Here is a 17411-nt window from a genome sequence, read left to right as displayed (position 1 = left end):
TCCGGTTCAGCGAGGAGGCAGCGGGCGCGACTCGAGCACGCGCCGGTACACGGCAACCGTCTTGCGCGCGCATTCGTCCCAGGTGAAGCGCGCGGCGCGCTCCCGACCCAGCTCCACCAGCTCCGTGCGCAGGCCGTCGTCTCGAAGCACCCGCAGTGTCGCCTCGCGCCAGGCCACCGCGTCGTCCGGTGGGAGCCTCAGCGCCGCGCCGCCCACCACTTCCGGGAGCGCCGTCGCGTCCGCGGCCAGCACGGGACAGCCCGCCGCCATCGCCTCCAACGCGGGCAGCCCGAAGCCCTCGTACTTCGACGGCAGGAGCAGCGCCGCCGCCGCCCCGTAGAAGAGCGCCATCTCCGATTCGGGCAGCTCCTCCAAATCAATCACGTTCTCGTGCAGCCCCAATTCGTGCGCCACCGCGCCCTTGCCCGCGAGCAGGACGATGGGCACCGGCAGGTCCGCCGCGAAGTGCCGCAAGAGCTCCAGGTTCTTGAAGGGCTTCGCGTTGCCCACCGCCGCCACGTAGCGCGCGGGCAGCTCCTGTCGCTCCCGGAACTCGCGGGCCTCCGCGGCCGAGGGCGGCTGGAAGCGCGAGTCCACGCCATTGGGAATCACCTGCAGCCGGTAGGGCGACAGCTTGAGGTGCTTCGCCAATTCCTCGCGGGAGAATTCGGACACCGTCACCAGCGCGGAGGCCCGCCGGGCGCGAGGCCCCACCACCACGCGGTAGTACAGGCTCTGCGCGGGCGAGTACTGGTGCGAAAGCGCCATGTGGTTGGCGTCATGCAGCGTGGCCACCAGCGGGCCGCTCCAGAACAGGGGCAGGGCGAACGACGTGGCGTGGAAGACGTCGGGCGACAGCCGCGCCAGGTCCGCCGCCAGCGCGGGTTGCTCCACGGGGGAGAGGAACCCCGCGAGCGCGCGGTGCATGGGCAGGCGAGGCGCGAGCGCTCCCAGGTCCGAGGGCAGGCCCTCGGGGGGCACCAGCGCGGAGAAGCGCAGGTCCGGAGCGAGCGCGGGGACTCGCCGCGCCAGCTCGAGCGCATAGCGGGCAATCCCGTGCAGCCGGCCGCGCACCATGCGCAGGTCGAGGAGGACATGAGCCACGTCTCCCGCGTACCACACGCGCGGCCTTCATGGGGGCGGGCAGGCACCCGCTTCGTGTTGCTGTCGGCAGTTGCTGTCGGCAGGAGGCACGCCCGATGCTAGAAGGCCGGCATCGTGAAGGTCGCCCTGGTCCACGACTGGCTCGTCACCCACCGCGGGGGGGAGCGTGTGCTCGACGCGCTCTGCGAAGCGCTGCCCGACGCGGACATCTACACGCTCATCCACCGGCCTGGCAGCCAGTCCCCGGCCATCGAATCCCGCCGCATCTTCACGTCCTTCCTCCAGCGGATTCCGGGCATCCACGAGCGCTACCGCCACTTCCTGCCCCTGATGCCCCGGGCCATCGAAGCGCTGCGCCTCCAGGACGACTACGACGTCGTGCTCTCCTCCAGTCACTGCGTGGCCAAGGGCCTGCCCGTGCCGTCGGGGGTGCCCCACCTGAGCTACGTGCACGCGCCCATGCGGTACATGTGGGACTTGTTCGACGACTACTTCGGCCCCGGGCGTGCCCGTCTGCCGGTGCGCGCGGCGGCCCATGTCGTGCGCCCCTGGCTCCAGCGGTGGGACCGCGCCTCGGCCCAGCGCGTGGACCACTTCGTCGCCAACAGCCACCACGTCGCCGGCAAGCTCCAGCGCTTCTGGGGCCGCGACGCCACCGTCGTCCATCCCCCCGTGGACCTGGAGCGCTTCACCCGGTTGCCCCTGGAGGGCGGAGGGCAGGGCGGCTACTTCCTGTGGCTCGGCGCCTTCGCCCCCTACAAGCGGCTGGACATCGCGGTGGAGGCGTTCCGCGCGCTGGGCGCTCCGTTGTGGGTGGTGGGCACGGGCCAGGAGGCCGCGCGCCTCGCGTCAGTGGCTCCCTCTCCGCACGTGCGGTTCCTCGGCAACGTCTCCGACGACGCGCTCCCGTCCCTGTACCGGGATGCTCGCGCGCTCATCTTCACGCCCGAGGAGGACTTCGGAATCACGCCGCTGGAATCCCAGGCCACCGGCCGCCCCGTCATCGCCTTCGGAAGGGGCGGGGCGTTGGAGACGGTGAACAGCCGCACGGGACTCTTCTTCTCGGAGCAGACACCTGCCTCGCTGATGGACGCCGTGCGGCGCTTCGAGACGTGGGAGGTCGGCTTCAAGCCGGAGGATGCCCGCTCGCAGGCCGAGCGCTTCGGACGGGCTGTCTTCCAGCGCGCCATGTTGTCGGAGGTGGAGTCCGTCCTCAGGGTGTCGAGGAAATCCCCACGTCTCGCCACGGCGGTGTGACGCCGCTGTCATCCCGGGCCCGGTCTTTCACCGTCACGTCCTGTCCACCTCCTGTCACTGTCCCCCGGCGGCAGGGGTAACTCGTTGGTTTCACGGGATTTTCCGTGTTACGACGCCTGCGAGTCAGAGGGAGTCGGGCGGGACGCGTGCTCGTTGTGCCGGGGTGCGAGTCTTGCAAAGGGGTGGCGCCCCGTTGACCAGGTTACAGGAGTCCAGGCGTGTTCAGTCGTCTCCAGCGCTTCTACACGTCCATCAAAGTCTTCGCGGACATGGTGATGCTCGCTGTGGCGTTCGCCTTGGCGTACGTCACGCGGTTCTCCGGCATCGTCCCCGTCACGGAGGGAGTCCCTCCCTGGGAGGACTCGCTCGTCTCGCTGCTGATGGTGCTCGTCATCTTCCCGGCGGCCTTCAAGCAGTCGCGGCTGTACGCCACGAACCGCTCCCGGACGAACACGGGGGAGGTGTTCGAGGTCTTCAAGTCCACCATCACCGCGACGCTCATCCTGGTGGCGGCCACGTACTTCGCGCGGGAGCGGTACTCGCGCCTCACGCTGGTCATCTTCGTCGTCTATGCCTTCGTGCTGGTGACGTGCAGCCGGTTGGCGTTCCGCTACGTGCTGAGTGAAATCCGGCGCAGGGGACACAACCTCAAGTCCATCCTCGTCATCGGCGCGGGAGAGCTGGGCCAGCGCGTCGTGGAGACGGTGGAGGGCCACCGGGAGCTGGGCTTCCGGGTGACGGGCCTCTTGTCGCTGCGGCCGGAGAAGGTGGGCCAGTACGTCAACGGGGTGCGCATCATCGGCCACGTGGACGACGTGGAGCGCGTGCTGGACGCGCAGCCGGTGGACCAGGTCATCCTCGCGCTGCCGCTGCAGGACCAGGCGCACGTGAAGCGGCTGATGGAGCAACTGGCGCTGCGCACGGTGGACGTCAGGGTGGTGCCGGACCTCTACCAGTACATCACCCTGTACGGCGGGCTGGAGGAGTTCGGCGGCCTGCCCATCATCCGCCTCCAGGGCGACCCGATGGAGGGCTGGAGCCGGGTCTCCAAGCGCGCCTTCGACATCCTCTTCTCGCTGCTCGCCATCCTCGTCACCGCGCCGCTCATGGCGGCCACGGCGCTGGCGGTGCGACTGTCCAGCCGCGGGCCGCTGCTGTACCGACAGGAGCGCATGGGGATGGATGGCCGCACCTTCCACATCCTCAAGTTCCGCACCATGCGCGTGGACGCGGAGCACTCCGGCGCGATGATGGCGCGCAAGGATGACCCGCGCCGCACCGTCATCGGCACCGTGCTGCGCAAGTACTCGCTGGACGAGCTGCCGCAGTTCTTCAACGTGCTGACGGGCGACATGAGCCTCGTGGGCCCGCGCCCCGAACGCCCTGTCTTCATCGAGGAGTTCAAGCGGCAGATTCCTCGCTACCACCTGCGGCACAAGGTGAAGGCGGGCATCACCGGCTGGGCGCAGATCAACGGCCTGCGCGGTCAGACGTGCATCGAGAAGCGCATCGAATACGACCTGTACTACATCGAGAACTGGTCGCTCTTGATGGACCTGAAGATTCTCGTGCGCACCGCGCTGGGCGGCTTCCTGTCGAAGAACGCCTACTGAGCGAGCAGGCGTGCCCGGGCCACGGATTTCCGTGGCCCAGGCCCCGTGTCCGGCACGGTTTTCCGTGAGCCCGACGCGAAGTGGAACGCGGCCTCTACTGGATGTTCCAGACGACGGTGCCGGTGCACGTCGTATTGCTGTAGCAGCCGGCGCGAACCTGCACGGCGCCGGACGTGGTGGCGGTGAAGCTCATGCTGGAGCCGCGTCCGCCGCACGCGTCGTCATTCCCCGCGGCCTGGGTGGCGCCGGTGAAGAGGCGCAGGTACGTGTCTCCGGTGAAGGTCGCTCCCGAGGCGCCGCAGGTGCCCACGGTGAGGACCTGGCCCGCGGTGACGCTGATGTCGCGGTTGGTGGTCGCCTGCTGGGCGTGGTTGGTGTTGCTCCCGCTGAAGGTGAACGAGCCGGACTTCGCGGGCGGAGGCGGCAGGGAGGAGAGCTCCCAGACGACGGTGCCGCCGCAGCTCGCGCTCGAGTAGCAGCCGGCGCGCACCTCGTACTCGCCCGCGGTGGTGGCGGTGAGGGTGATGCTGGAGCCTCGTCCTCCGCATGCGTCGTCGTTGGCGGCGATGGAGGCCCCCGAGGGATTGAAGAGGCGCAGGTACGTGTCCCCTGTCGTCTTCGCGCCCGTCAGGCCACAGGTGGCCACGGTGAGCAGTTGGCCGGCGGCGAGGGTCAGCTTCTTGTTGGTGGTGTTCTGCTGCGCGCTGTTGGTGTTGGTGGCCGTGAACACGAAGGAGTTGGCAGGCGGAGGAGGCTCCTCCGGGGGCGGCTCGCCGTTGCCGTTGGGGTCGGGGCACCCCGCGGTGGGGAGCGCGCACGTGGGCAGGAGAGCGCCCAGATGACTGACGACGGCCTGGATGGGAACGCCTCGGTTGGGGCAGTTGGCGCAGTGGTGCAGCGAGACGACCAGGTGGTCCGAGTAGCCGACCACCGGCGAGCCCGAGGAGCCGCCCTGCGTGTCCGCGTAGTAGCCCACGTCGTTGGGACCGCCGGCCTGGCAGGCTGCTTCGTTCAGGCTGTAGACCTCCGCGAAGCCCGACTCGTCGCGCGAGTCCGTCGAGGTGACGGCGATCTTCTTGCCGTAGCCCGCCGGGTGCTGGGGAACGTAGATGCGCTCGTTCACCACCGCGCCCGCGCCGCGAAGCTGGAGGTAGCCGAAGCTGCGCGTTGGATTCACCGCGAGCCGCACCATCGCGTAGTCGCGAGGCGCGTCCGCCTGGACCAGCGTGCCGCCAGCGATGACGTGGCCCGGACAGCCGAACCAGCTCCCGCAGCTCGTGGCACAGGTGGCGCCCTCGGCCATGAATTCGAAGTCGGTGTTCTGCGCATCGCTGGCGGTGCCGATGCAGTGCTGGTTCGTGAGCACGTGGCCCTGGCTTCCCACCAGCCAACCGGTGCACGCGCTGGAGCCGCCGATGAGCAGGCGCGCGACGGGACGGGCGCGGCCGTAGAGGGTCGGCTCGCTGGTGGCGTAGCAGGGCGCCCAGCCGGTGTCGTCCGGGCCGCACACGGCCTTGTCCAGCTCGGACGTGAAGCCCTTCTCCGCGTTGGTGTAGCCGCGCGCGAAGCGGTCGATGGTGTAGCCGTGTCGGTTCAGGATGCCTTGGCGCGCCTCGGAGTCCTTGCCGTGCAGCTCGATGATGGCCGTGTCACCGGGGATGTGCACGGCCCAGAAGCCGTCGCGCGCACCCGGGTGCGTTCCGTCATACCGCCGCGAGCGCGTGCCGTCCGGCGAGCGCACCACGACGAAGTCTCCTTCCTCCAGCTCCAGCCGCTCGAAGTGCGCGGCGATGTACGCGGCCCCCTCGTGGGTGATGACGTCGGTGTGGAGCGGCCCGCTCCGCGCGCGCAGTGAGGTCGACGCATAGGGATGCGCCGACTCGAATCGCCGGTACACGTCCTCGCCGACCTTCGTGGCGCGCTGGGAGGCGGGGGAGGCCGCCACCTCGCACACGGGGGCCGAGGCCAGCGCGGTCGGCACGCCGGATATCAGCGCGACGACGAGACCTGCGAGCTGGATTCGTTTCATCTGTTCTCCTGCGGGAATGGGACTGCGCAGCTCAGGCTGCACCGCCGGTTATACCGACCCTCTCCGTGGGCCCCGCGTCGCTGTTGTTAACTCGGTTGCAGGAACGAGAGGATGTGTGGGGCGGGTGGCGTTTGTGCTGGGGAAGGGTTGGGGATGCGGAAAGGACACCGCCTCGCGGGGAGGGCGGCCGGCGGAGGCCCGTCTGATTTCACACGGAGCGCGATTGTTGCCGCCGGGTTGTGTGCGAGCCGCCGGGGGGCCGGGCCGAAAATGACGCAAGGAGAGGCGGGGAGTCGGCCCCGAGTGGGGGCGAAGCCGTCTAGACTCCGGGGGGCATGGCGGAAAAGCTCGGAGCGATACTGGTCCGTAAGGGCCTCCTCACGCAGGCGCAGCTCGACGAGGCCCTGAAGGCCCAGCTCATCTACGGTGGGCGGCTGGGCTCCATCCTCGTCGAGCTGGAGTTCCTGGACATCGACACCCTGGCGATGGTGCTGGGGGAGCAGACGCGCTACCCGGTGGCCCAGGAGGCCGACTTCGAGGCCGTCACCGACGCGACGCTGACGTTGCTGCCGGCGGCGCTCGCGGAGAAGCACCTGGCCTTCCCGTTGGCCCAGGAGGGGCGCCGGCTGAAGGTGGCGATGGCGAGCCCCTTCGAAATCCAGCACACGGACGCGCTGGGGTTCATCACGGGCCTGCGCATCCTGCCGCACATCACTCCCGAGCTGCGGCTGTTCCAATACCAGGCGCAGCGCTACGGCATCCGCCGCGAGTCGCGCTCCATGAGCATGGGCATGGCGCGGCGCGCGGCGCAGCCTCGGGGCGCGGCGGCTCCTCCGGCACCGGCGCGCGGCGGGGTGATGGTTCCTCTGCCCGACGTGGCTCCGCCTCCGGCGCCCGTGCGTGCGGAGCCGGGGACGGAGGGAATCTTCGGGGGGCTGGCGCCCGGACAGTTCCTGAGCGACGACGCCGAGGACGTGGCGGCGGAGGACGTGCAGTGGAGCGCGTCGAGCGCGCCCGTGGCGGGGAATCCGGGTGATGGGTTGGTGCCTGGTGGGAGCGCTCGGCCCGATGCAGGGCCTCCGGTGCTGGCGCCCGCGGGGGCGGCGAAGCCCTCGGGGCCACCTCAGCTCGCCTCCGTGGACGCGGCGCGAGGGATGACGCGACCGGAGGGGCCGCCCCGGCTCGCGCCGGCGGGGCCTCCTCGGTTGGCGCCCCCCGTGATGTCTCCCTCGCAGGACGCTCCGGAGGAGATTGAACCCGAGGAGGAGTTCGAGGCGGCGGAGGAGATAGACCCCACCGAGGAACTGGAGTTGGTCGATTCCGAGGAGGAGGTGCTCGAGGGCGTCATGGAGGAGGTGGTGGAGCCTCCCGCGCCGCGCAGCCCGGTGTTCGCGGGCCCGGGAGCCTCGGTGGCGGACGGGGCCGGGGGGAGTCCCACGCAGCCGCCGGGAATGGTGTCGCGGCAGTGGTCTCCGCACCAACCGCCTGGGTTGAATCGGGCGCCAGGGGCGGGTGGTGGAGCGCCGCCTCCGCCTGGAAGCGCCGGAGCGAGGCCTCCTCCGTCGGTCGTGGGGCCGCCGGGTCTGGCTGGGGCGGTTCGGCCTGGCGTCGGTGATGCGTCGGTCGTGGGGGCATCGAGTGGGCCTGGTGCATCGCGACCCGGCGTCGGTGATGCGTCGGTTGTCGGGGCTTCGGTTGTGTCTGGAGCGCCATCACTGGTGCCATCGGGTGCGCCTGCGAATGCCGGGGCCGCTCGGCCTGGGCAGTCCTTCGAGCAGGCTGCGCCCGTGTCGGGCGCGGTGCCTCCGGGGATGGTCGGCCCTGGTGGCAGGCCGCCTTCGGGGACGGGGGTGCCCTCGGTCCCGCAAGGCCCAGGTGCGAGGCCTCCTCCAGGAGCGGCCATGGCGCCGGCTCCAGGGCCGCAGGGAACGATGCCTCCGGCTGCGCGTCCACCGTCGGCCATGGGGACTCCTGTTGCCGCGGGACCCGTGCCGCCCGGAATGGTGAGCACGCGGCCTTCGAGTGCTGGCATGCCCCCGGTGCAGGGGTCGGTTCCGCCGGGAATGGCGGGGGCACGGCCTCCGTCGAGCGCGGGGATGCCGCCGGTGCAGGGCGCTTCGGGTCCTGCTGGTGCCCCCGTGGGGCCTGGGCCTCAGGGGCCCGTGCCGCCAGGGATGATGGGAGCACGGCCTCCGTCGAGCGCGGGGATGCCACCAGCACCGGGACTCACGAGCGCTCCTGGTGTGTCGGGTCCGCAAGGTTCCGTGCCGCCAGGGATGATGGGAGCACGGCCTCCGTCGAGCGCGGGGATGCCGTCGGTGCAGGGCCCTCCGGGGCCTGCTGGCGTGGGTGCTCCTGTGGGGCAAGGCCCGGTTCCTCCAGGGATGGCGGGGGCTCGTCTTCCGCCTGGTGCTCCCGTTGTTCCTGGTGGGCCGCCAGGGTTGGTTGGCGCGCAGGTTCCGCCAGGCATGCTGGGCGCGCGTCCTCCGTCGAGCACGGGCATACCGAGCGCACCGGGTGCTGTTGGCTCGAGTGGTCCCATGGCGTCGGGACCTCAAGGTCCTGTGCCGCCGGGGATGATGGGGACGCGGCCTCCGTCGAGCGCGGGAATGATTCCCTCGGTGCCGGGGCCGCAGGGGCCTGTTCCTCCGGGGATGGCGCGGCCTCTCTCGGGGCCAGGACCGCAAGGCGCGGTGCCGCCTGGCATACGGCCTTCGAGTTCGGGGCTGCCCGCGGTATCGGGTCCTCCTGGCGCGGTGCCTCCAGGGATGGCGGGAGCGAGGCCTCCCTCGGGAACGGGCCTTCCCGTCGCACCAGGTCCGCAGGGAGGACCTCCTGGGGCGAATGTGGCAGCGGGAGGGCGCCCGGCCTCGGCGGGGAGTGGTCCCATGGGGCAGCCACCTCCGGGCATGCAGCGTCCGCCGCAGGCTGGAGCTCCACCGCTCATGCAAGCGGGAGCCGTGCCTCAGGCTGGCGGCGCTGGGTTTCAACCGCCGGGCATGGCGCCGAAGGGCGTGCCTCCTGCAACGGGGGCGTCACCTGCGGCGGTGGCTCAGCCCAACACGGCACCGACGCCCCCGCGCGGGACCGACGTCGTCATTCCGGTGCCTCCCGGTGAGAGTTCTCTGCTCGATGCCGAGCGGCCTGGCGAATCGCGACTGGCAACGGAGTCTGTTCCTCGGGTGGAGGACACGACGTCTGGCCTCGCATCCGTCGCGGGTGAAGGAGCGGTCGGCCTTCCGTCGCCCTCTGGCTCGGACGCCAGACTTGCCGGGACGCGCGAAGTCCGCGTGACGGACGCGCCCGGGTCTTGGAGCGCGCTGAGTGAGGGAAGTTCATTCGCTGCCGCCGCGGCGGTTGTCGCCGAGCGTGAAGGCAGTGCGGCGAGCGTGACGACGGGAGCATCAGCGTCTCCGAGCGTCGCGAGCGAAGTGGGTGCGCCCGAGGTCGCTGCATCGGCGGTTGCGCCGCGCGAGGACAACAAGGTCACGTCCACGTCGTGGAGCATCACCCGTGAAACGAGTGCGGATGAACTTGAAGCGCTGGCGGTTGCCGCGCGTGAAGCCGTGAAGAAGGCGTCCACGTCGTGGAGCATCGCGAGTGAAGCGGGTGCGGTTGATGCCGGCGCGTCGGTGGGTGCCTCGCGCGAAGCCGCGAAGCCCGCGTCCCCCATGTGGAGCATCATCCGTGAAGCGGGTGCGGCCGATGCCCCCGCGCCGAGGATTGCCGCGCGTGACGGCGGGGCGGAGGCGGCGACGTCAGGGAACATCGCCAGTGAGGCGGGCGCGCTCGATGTCGATGCCTCGATGGTTGCCTCGCCTGACGGCGTGACGGACGCGCCCTCCTCGGGGAGCCTCGCGAGCGAAGCCGCGCTACTCGATGTCGCGTCGTCAGTGCCCGCCACGACCGAAGGTTCTACCCCAGTCGTCGCGGCCGAGGCCTTCGTGTCGTCGGATGGCAGCGAGGGGCCTGCAACAGAAGGTGCTTTCGGGCTGCCAGAAGGGGTGCACGGAAGCGCTGCGTTCGAGAAGCCCGTCTCGACCGCATCCGCGACTGCACTCCCCGCCACCGAGCAGCACGTGGTGGTCGCGAATCCAGAAGTCCTGACGCCCGCGCTGGCTCATGAGGCAACCGCGGCGTCGGTCGCGAGTGACGCTCTCTCTCAGGCCGGTTTGCTCGCCGCCCCGGTGCCCCTCGCGACCTCAACCGAAGTCACCAGGTCCGAGACCGCGTCAACTCGCGGCGTGGATTCCTCCGAGACCACCCCGTCACGTGATGTCCTGGTCCCCACCGTCGAGACAGTCGCCGCCAGTGCGACCACAGGTGCCGTACCCGAAGAGCCCACCACGCTGCTGATTGCTTCGACCGAAGCGCCTCCATCCCAGACCGCGACCTTCGAGCCCGGCGCGTCGACCGGAGACGCCAGCGAGCACGTCTCGTCCGAGACAGCAGGGACCTCGTCCGACGTCGTGCTCGTCGCTCCTCAAGTGTCGCCCGAAGTCGCGGCCTCCGAAGGCGCGGCGCCCAGGGCTCCGGAACCAGACACCTCCACCGAACCGGCGTCCGCGCACGCAGGGCCACCGTCGGCAGTGGAGCAGGGCGAGGGACCGCTTCCATCAGGTCCACGAGGCTCGACGTCCACGGACCCTTGGGGCATGGCGGACTCGTCCGACGCGAATCCCTCCCCATCGAGCGAGCAGTCTCCCTCCGCCACGGAGGCGACGAGCGTCGCCTACCTGGACCTGGGCCTCGAATCAGCCTCGACGCTCGATGTCAGTCCCACGGGCTCCGTGGACTCCTCTCACGGCGCGCAAGACTCCAGCTCCACAATCGAGGGTGAGCCCTGGAAGCTCGTGAGGTCCGTGCCGAGCAACACGGGCCGTGCCCACGAACAGCACGAGCCCCCCACGTCGGACGCTGCCCTTCAGCCGAAGGTCATCACGGGCGATGAGGATATCAGCGAGTCGCTCGAGCTGGAGGCCGCCGGCAGCATGCTCGCGTCGCATGGCGAGCCGTCTTCACACGTCGGAGCCACGACTCAGCGCGGTGCCGACACATCGCTCACCACGGTGCTCCCCGATTCCGCGAGCAAGCCTTCCTCTGTCGCCGCCAGTGATTTGGAGACACCCGACCTCCAGCATTCCAGTGACCCCAGAGGCACGGAGTCCGGCTCCACCGCACGAGACGACGCCTCAAAAGAAGCCGGACCGTCATCCACCATCGCCATGGAGTCACAGGTGTCCACGGAGGCCACCGTCGTCTCACTGGACGCGGTCCGTGCGGCGAACGCGGAGTCCTCGGGGGCCCTCATCCCTGGGCCATCCGAGTCCGTGGAGCCCGTGCCCTCCACGCCGGCACTTCGTCCCGTTGCCACGCGGCGCGCGCCCATCGAGCTTGATGACCTGCCCGCCACGGATGACTCGCCCATGCAACTCGCCTCGACCTGGGAGTTCGTGGGGTGGCAGGGCACCGATGGCAGCGGCACCATCGGTCATGTCGCGGAGAACACGTGGGATGACCGCGCGGTGGACCTCGACGGCGCGGTGCCTCGCGCGGCGCCGGCGGGAGCCTCCTCGAGTGAACTGCCCCTCGCCTCCGCCTGGGACTTCATCCAGCAGCCCTGGCAGCCCCAGGCCCGCGAGCAGTCGGAGGCGCTGACCGCGCTCCTGGCCGCGTCGGATGCTCCCACGGGGACGGGAAGCGAGGGCCCTACGGTGTCGGCGGAGCAGGTGCTCACGGCCCTGGAGGACGTGGGAACACAGGGCGTGCTCGGCAAGGTGCTGCTCGCGTACTGCGCCGGACGCTTCCAGCGGGCCTTCCTGCTGGGCGAGAGCTTCGGGCTCGTGCGCGTCGGGCATGCCTGGGGACCGGGAAGCGACAGCCCCCAGGTCTCCGCGCTCAAGGTGGACCTGGAGGCGCCCTCGCTCCTGATGTCCTCGCTGGGGCAGCTCGGGCCCAGCAGCTTCGACACGCCATCCTGCGTCCAGGACGAGGCCATCTTCTCCGCGCTCGGTGGCCCGTCGTCGCGCCTGCTCGTCATGCCCATCCGCGCTCGCGGGCGCCCCGTGGCCTTCGTCATCGCGGACTCGGGTGGCGAGCCCGTGGCCACCACGACGCTCGATGAATTGACGCGCGTGTCCGCCAAGGCGTCGGAGGTCTACGACCGTCTCCCCGCGTCACGCGCGGACTGAGCTTCGCGGTAGCGCCGCGCGAGGTCCGTCATCCACGGGCCTCGCGCTCACCCCCGCCACTCCCGACGAAGCGTTCATCCCGACACCGGGGCCCGCCGGCCATTGACCGGGGCGCGGGCTTCGCGCGGACGGGCGGCGAAAGACGGCGAGGGCCCCGGAACCATCGGCTCCGGAGCCCTCGTCACCGCGGATGTTCGTCTTCCGCGCTCAGCTGCAGCCGCTGGTGGCGCCGCAGTTGCCGCACTTATAGCAGGCGCCGCTGCGCACCATGATGGCGCCGCAGGTGTGGCAGGGCGGGGCGTCCGCCTGGTTGAGCCACGTCGCGCGGGTGTTCTGCGCGGGGAGCGACAGCGAGGCCACCTGCGCGGGCAGCGCGGGCTTCGTCGCCGGCGCGTCCGCCGGAGCGAGGATGGCGTCCTCCACCGCGTCCTCGTTCGGCAGGAACTTCAGCTCCAGCCACCGGAAGATGTAGTCGGTGATGGACTTGGCGATGGGGATGGCGGGGTTGCCCGTGAAGCCGCTCGGCTCGAAGCGCGTGTGGCTCAGCTTGTCGACCATCACCTTGAGCGGCACGCCGTACTGGAGCGCCAGGGAGATGCTGGTGGCGAAGCTGTCCATCAGCCCGCTGACCACCGAGCCCTCCTTCGCCATGACGATGAACAGCTCGCCCGGCGCCCCGTCCTCATACATGCCCACCGTGAGGTAACCCTCATGGCCGCCAATGGAGAACTTGTGGGTGATGGAGCGCCGCTCGTCCGGCAGCCGGCGCCGCACCGCGCGAGGCTCGGGCTTCACCGCGGGCTCGACGACGGCGGCGGCCACCGGGGCCTTGCGCGTGTCCTTCACCGACTCCTTCGACGTGTTCAACGGCTGCGTGCGCTTGCACCCGTCACGGTACACGGCCACCGCCTTCAGGCCGCGCTTCCACGACTCCATGTAGGCCTTCTCGATGTCCCCCACCGTGGAGTCCGACGGCATGTTCACCGTCTTGGAGATGGCGCCGGAGAGGAACGGCTGGCAGGCCTCCATCATCTGGATGTGGCCCATCCAGTGGATGCTGCGCGAGCCGTTCGCCGGCTTGAACGCGCAGTCGAACACCGACAGGTGTTCGGCCTTCAGATGGGGAGCGCCTTCAATCGTGTCCGCCTTGTCCAGGGCGCTGATGATGTCCTGCGCCTGCGTCTGCGGATAACCCAGCTTCTCCAGCGCCTGCGGCACCGTCTGGTTGACGATCTTCAACATCCCGCCGCCCACCAGCTTCTTGTACTTGATGAGCGCGATGTCGGGTTCGATGCCCGTGGTGTCGCAGTCCATCATGAAGCCGATGGTCCCCGTGGGCGCCAGCACCGTCACCTGGCTGTTGCGGAAGCCGTGCACCTCGCCGAGCGCCAGCGCCGCGTCCCACGCCGCCTTCTGCGCCGCGTGCAGCTCCGACGTCACACCCTGCGAGGGGACGTTGTACGCCGCCTTGCGGTGCTTGCGGATGACACCCAGCATCGGCTCCGCGTTCTTCGCGTAGCCGGCGAACGGGCCCTGCTTCTCCGCCATGCGCGCGCTCATCGCGTACGCCTCGCCACACATCAGCGAGGTGATGGCCGCCGCGTAGTTGCGGCCCGCGTCGGAGTCATACGGCAGGCCGGACGCCATCAGCAGCGCGCCCAGGTTCGCGAAGCCCAGTCCCAGCGGCCGGTAGTCGTGGCTGTTCTTGCCGATGCGCTCGGTGGGGTAGCGCGAGAAGCCGACGATGATCTCCTGCGCGAGCAGGAGCACGTCCACCGCGTGCTTGAAGGCGGGCACGTCGAAGTCGCCGGCGATGTCGCGGAAGTGCATCAGGTTCAGCGACGCCAGGTTGCACGCCGAATCGTCCAGGAACATGTACTCCGAGCACGGGTTGGACGCGTTGATGCGCGCCGTGCCCGAGCACGTGTGCCAGTGGTTCACCGTCGTGTCGAACTGCATCCCCGGGTCGCCGCACAGGTGCGCGGCCTCGGCGATTTCGCGGAACACGGCCCGCGCCCGCAGGGTCTCCAGCGGCTGGCCATCCTTCACCGCGCGCGTCTGCCACGGCCCGTCGCTGACGACGGCCTTCATGAAGTCGTCGGTGACGCGCACCGAGTTGTTCGAGTTCTGGAAGAACACCGACGAGTACGCCTCGCCGTTGAAGGACGGGTCATACCCGGCCTCGATGAGCGCCCAGGCCTTCTTCTCCTCGTGGGACTTGCACCGGATGAACTCGAGCACGTCCGGGTGGTCCGCGTTGAGGATGACCATCTTCGCCGCGCGGCGCGTCTTGCCGCCGCTCTTGATGACCCCGGCGAAGGCGTCGAAGCCGCGCATGAACGACACCGGACCGGACGCGGTGCCACCGCCGGCCAACAGCTCCTTGCTTCCCCGGATGCTGGACAGGTTGCTGCCCGTGCCGCTGCCGTACTTGAAGAGCATGCCCTCCGTGCGCGCCAGCGTGAGGATGGACTCCATGGAGTCATCCACGCTGTTGATGAAACACGCCGAGCACTGCGGCTGCGCCTCCACGCCCACGTTGAACCAGACAGGCGAGTTGAACGACGCCTTCTGCCGCAGGAGCAGGTGCGTCAGCTCCGCGTGGAACGTCTCCCGGGCCGCCTCGGTGGAGAAGTAGCCCCCCTCCACGCCCCAGCGCGCCAGGGTGTCCACCACGCGCGCCACCAGCTTGCGCACGCTCGTCTCGCGCTCCGCCGTCCCCGGCGTGCCGCGGAAATACTTCGACGCCACGACGTTCGTCGCCAGCATCGACCAGGAGCGGGGGACCTCGATGTTCTTCTGCTCGAAGACCGCCTTGCCATCCTCACCGGTGATGCTCGCGCTGCGGTACTCCCACGCGAGCTCGTCCGCCGGGTCCACCCCAGGCGTCGTGAAGTAGCGCTCCACGCTCAGCCCCGTCGCGGCGACCTTCACCTTGCCGCGCCCGGCCCGCCGCTCCTTCCCGCTCACCATGGGCTTCGCACTCAGCTCCTTCTCCATGTCGCCACCCTCCGAATTCACTCTGGGTTGGAATGCAAAATTTTGCGAAACGCTAAGGGCGCGAGATTCCGAAGGTTCCAGGGACGTCACACGGACTGGCGTGGACGACTCCGGAGTGGACTCGCGAAGCGTTTCGTGGCGGGGCAGGGGCCCCGGACTCCAGATGGGGAGATTGCCTGGCCGCTGGCCGGGCGGCCGGATCAATACGTGTTTAGGCGCGAGTGATCAAGAACCGGACTGACCCTATTAGTAGTGCTGGGAAGTGTCGCACACACTGCTAAATGGGGCTCTGCAGGCGAGCCTCGGTGCGGGGGAAAGGCGTAGCGGCCTGTAGCACGCGCGACCGCGAGGGCGAGATCTAAGGCCGCCGTCGCGCCATGTAAATAGGGGCTCTACCTTTACTGATAACAACTGGCGAGACATGTAGCGTCACTCCGGCGCAAACGAGCGTGATCACTGGGGGACGTTTGCTGAAAGTCTGTGCATCAGCCCTGTAGCTCGCTAGGGGCGGAGGTCCGATTCGTCATCTGGCCGCCTGTTCGGTGCGTTGTCCGGCGGACAGGTGGGGGTCGATTTCGGCGGACCGGCGCGTTAGGAGGCGCTCATGCCTCCTCCGTTCCAGAGCCACGTCTTTGTCTGCACCAACCGCCGCCCGGATGGGAATCCGAAGGGATGCTGCGCCTCCAAGGGCGCGGAGGAGGTGCGCGCGGCCTTCAAGGCGGAGCTGGACAAGCGCGGGGTGAAGGGGCGGATGCGCGCCAACGCGGCCGGGTGCCTCGACACCTGCTCCTTCGGCGTCTCCGTGGTCGTCTACCCGGAGGGCACCTGGTACGGCGGAGTGAAGGTGGAGGACGTGCCCGAAATCGTCGAGGAGCACCTCATGAATGGCCGCCCGGTGGCGCGGCTGGTGATGCCCTTCGCGCGAAAGGAGAAGGCGGAGAGTTGACGACTGTCGGCTCCCCGCCCTCGGGTGTCGCGAAGCTGGCTCAGGGCGACGTGATTGCGGACCTGCTCCGCTTCAGCGCACGAACTCCCACGCGTCGCCCCAGTGGCTGCCCGTGCCCGGCGCGTAGTACGGCGCGGAGCCCTGGCACCAGCCCGAGTAGGGGAAGGGCTTGCAGCGGTAGACGCTCCCGTTCGTCCCCTGGACGAGCGTTCCCGCCACGTAGTTGGAGATGCCATTCGGATACGTGTACTCCGCCGGGTCTCCACCGCCGCCGCCCGAGGGCTTCTCGATGTCCAACTGGAAGCTGTCGCTCGCCTCGCGCGAGTAGACGCGGTTGCCGGTGGCGCTGTTGACGGGGTTGACGACGCCGGTCGACTGCAGCTCACCCACCTGCACGCGGCTGGAGCTGGCGTTCACCCGCTGGGCCAGCAGGTACATCCACGTGGCCGCGGGCGTGGCCGAGTCGAGCTGGAGCGGGTGCGTCTCCGCGTCACTCCCGCCACTGTTGAACAGGCGCAGCGTCACCTTGCTCCGGGCCGGCAGGTCCTCGCGGGCCTGCACCGCGCCCAGCTCCTTCCATGACGTGGGCGGCGGCGGCGTGTTGCTGAACTTCACGTCGCTGCACGAGTAGAAGGCCTCCGGGCTGTCAGCGCGCTGCCAGATGGCATAGATGACGTGCTGCCCCGTGCGGCCCTGGGGGAAGGGACACGTGAAGCGGTAGCGGTTGTTCGACTGCAGCGCGTTCCCCGTCAGCGTGCAGAAGGGGGTGGCTTCCAGGTCGCTCCACTTCAGCGGCAGCGCCGGGTTGTAGCCCTCCTTCGTGACGTACAGGTGGAAGTAGGCCGTCGCGTGCAGCGCCGTCGCGTGGAAGATGAACTCGAAGCGGTTGCTGGCGTCGGGGGCGATGAGGGGCGCGGGCCAGTCCGTGCGCGCCAGGTCCAGGCCCTTGTGGCTCTCGTTGGCGGCGCTGCACAGCTTGCCGTCGGCGATGAGCTCACGGTGCCGGCCGTTGGCCGCGCCCTGCCGCACGCCGTTCCAATCATAGAGCGCCTGCGTGCCTCCGGATTGGATGGCGGCCTTGCACGCCGCGGACTTGGGCGACTCGGGACCCTCCTTGAAGCAGCTGTAGACGCGGCTGAGGGGGACCTCCATGGAGCCGTGCGCTGACGCCAGACTGGCGGACAGCAGGGACAGCACGACGAGTGATGACGCGAGGGGCCTGAACATTGTGGGTTTCCTCCGGTGCGGATGGATGGAGGAAGGAAGGCCGG

Annotated in this window: 8 protein-coding genes; 4 read left to right on the top strand and 4 right to left on the bottom strand. The window is 69.7% G+C overall.

Annotation, left to right across the window (positions count from 1 at the left end; translation table 11 throughout):
* Positions 1 to 6: 6 nt before the first annotated feature.
* A complete protein-coding gene (locus G4D83_RS16190) occupies positions 7 to 1122 on the bottom strand; it encodes a glycosyltransferase family 4 protein (protein ID WP_163865657.1) in 1116 nt (371 codons plus the stop codon).
* Between the two features lie 96 nt (positions 1123 to 1218).
* On the opposite strand from G4D83_RS16190, the gene G4D83_RS16185 reads away from it, so the two are divergent.
* Positions 1219 to 2361 (top strand): glycosyltransferase, encoded by a 1143-nt coding sequence (locus tag G4D83_RS16185; RefSeq protein ID WP_163865656.1) that lies wholly within the window; start codon positions 1219 to 1221, stop codon positions 2359 to 2361.
* Positions 2362 to 2579: 218 nt separating this feature from the next.
* Positions 2580 to 3974: an undecaprenyl-phosphate glucose phosphotransferase gene (locus G4D83_RS16180; RefSeq protein WP_163865655.1), complete on the top strand. Its 1395-nt coding sequence runs from the start codon at positions 2580 to 2582 to the stop codon at positions 3972 to 3974.
* A 94-nt stretch (positions 3975 to 4068) separates the two neighbouring features.
* On the opposite strand, the gene G4D83_RS16175 is transcribed toward G4D83_RS16180, so the two are convergent.
* A complete protein-coding gene (locus G4D83_RS16175; RefSeq protein WP_163865654.1) occupies positions 4069 to 6003 on the bottom strand; it encodes a serine protease in 1935 nt (644 codons plus the stop codon).
* A 335-nt stretch (positions 6004 to 6338) separates the two neighbouring features.
* Between G4D83_RS16175 and G4D83_RS46830 the strand changes: the two genes are divergently transcribed.
* Positions 6339 to 12194, top strand: a complete 5856-nt coding sequence (locus G4D83_RS46830; protein WP_163865653.1) for a GspE/PulE/PilB domain-containing protein — start codon at positions 6339 to 6341, stop codon at positions 12192 to 12194.
* A gap of 207 nt (positions 12195 to 12401) precedes the next feature.
* On the opposite strand, the gene G4D83_RS16165 is transcribed toward G4D83_RS46830, so the two are convergent.
* Positions 12402 to 15194 (bottom strand): vitamin B12-dependent ribonucleotide reductase, encoded by a 2793-nt coding sequence (locus G4D83_RS16165; RefSeq protein ID WP_163865652.1) that lies wholly within the window; start codon positions 15192 to 15194, stop codon positions 12402 to 12404.
* A 604-nt stretch (positions 15195 to 15798) separates the two neighbouring features.
* Between G4D83_RS16165 and G4D83_RS16160 the strand changes: the two genes are divergently transcribed.
* Positions 15799 to 16140 (top strand): (2Fe-2S) ferredoxin domain-containing protein, encoded by a 342-nt coding sequence (locus tag G4D83_RS16160; protein WP_163865651.1) that lies wholly within the window; start codon positions 15799 to 15801, stop codon positions 16138 to 16140.
* A gap of 72 nt (positions 16141 to 16212) precedes the next feature.
* On the opposite strand, the gene G4D83_RS16155 is transcribed toward G4D83_RS16160, so the two are convergent.
* Positions 16213 to 17367, bottom strand: coding sequence for a lytic polysaccharide monooxygenase (locus G4D83_RS16155; RefSeq protein ID WP_163865650.1), 1155 nt, complete (start codon positions 17365 to 17367; stop codon positions 16213 to 16215).
* Between the last annotated feature and the right edge of the window lie 44 nt (positions 17368 to 17411).

Origin of the sequence: Myxococcus eversor (assembly GCF_010894455.1) — a bacterium.
Taxonomy (GTDB): domain Bacteria; phylum Myxococcota; class Myxococcia; order Myxococcales; family Myxococcaceae; genus Myxococcus; species Myxococcus eversor.
This window is presented reverse-complemented; position numbering and strand designations above follow the sequence as displayed.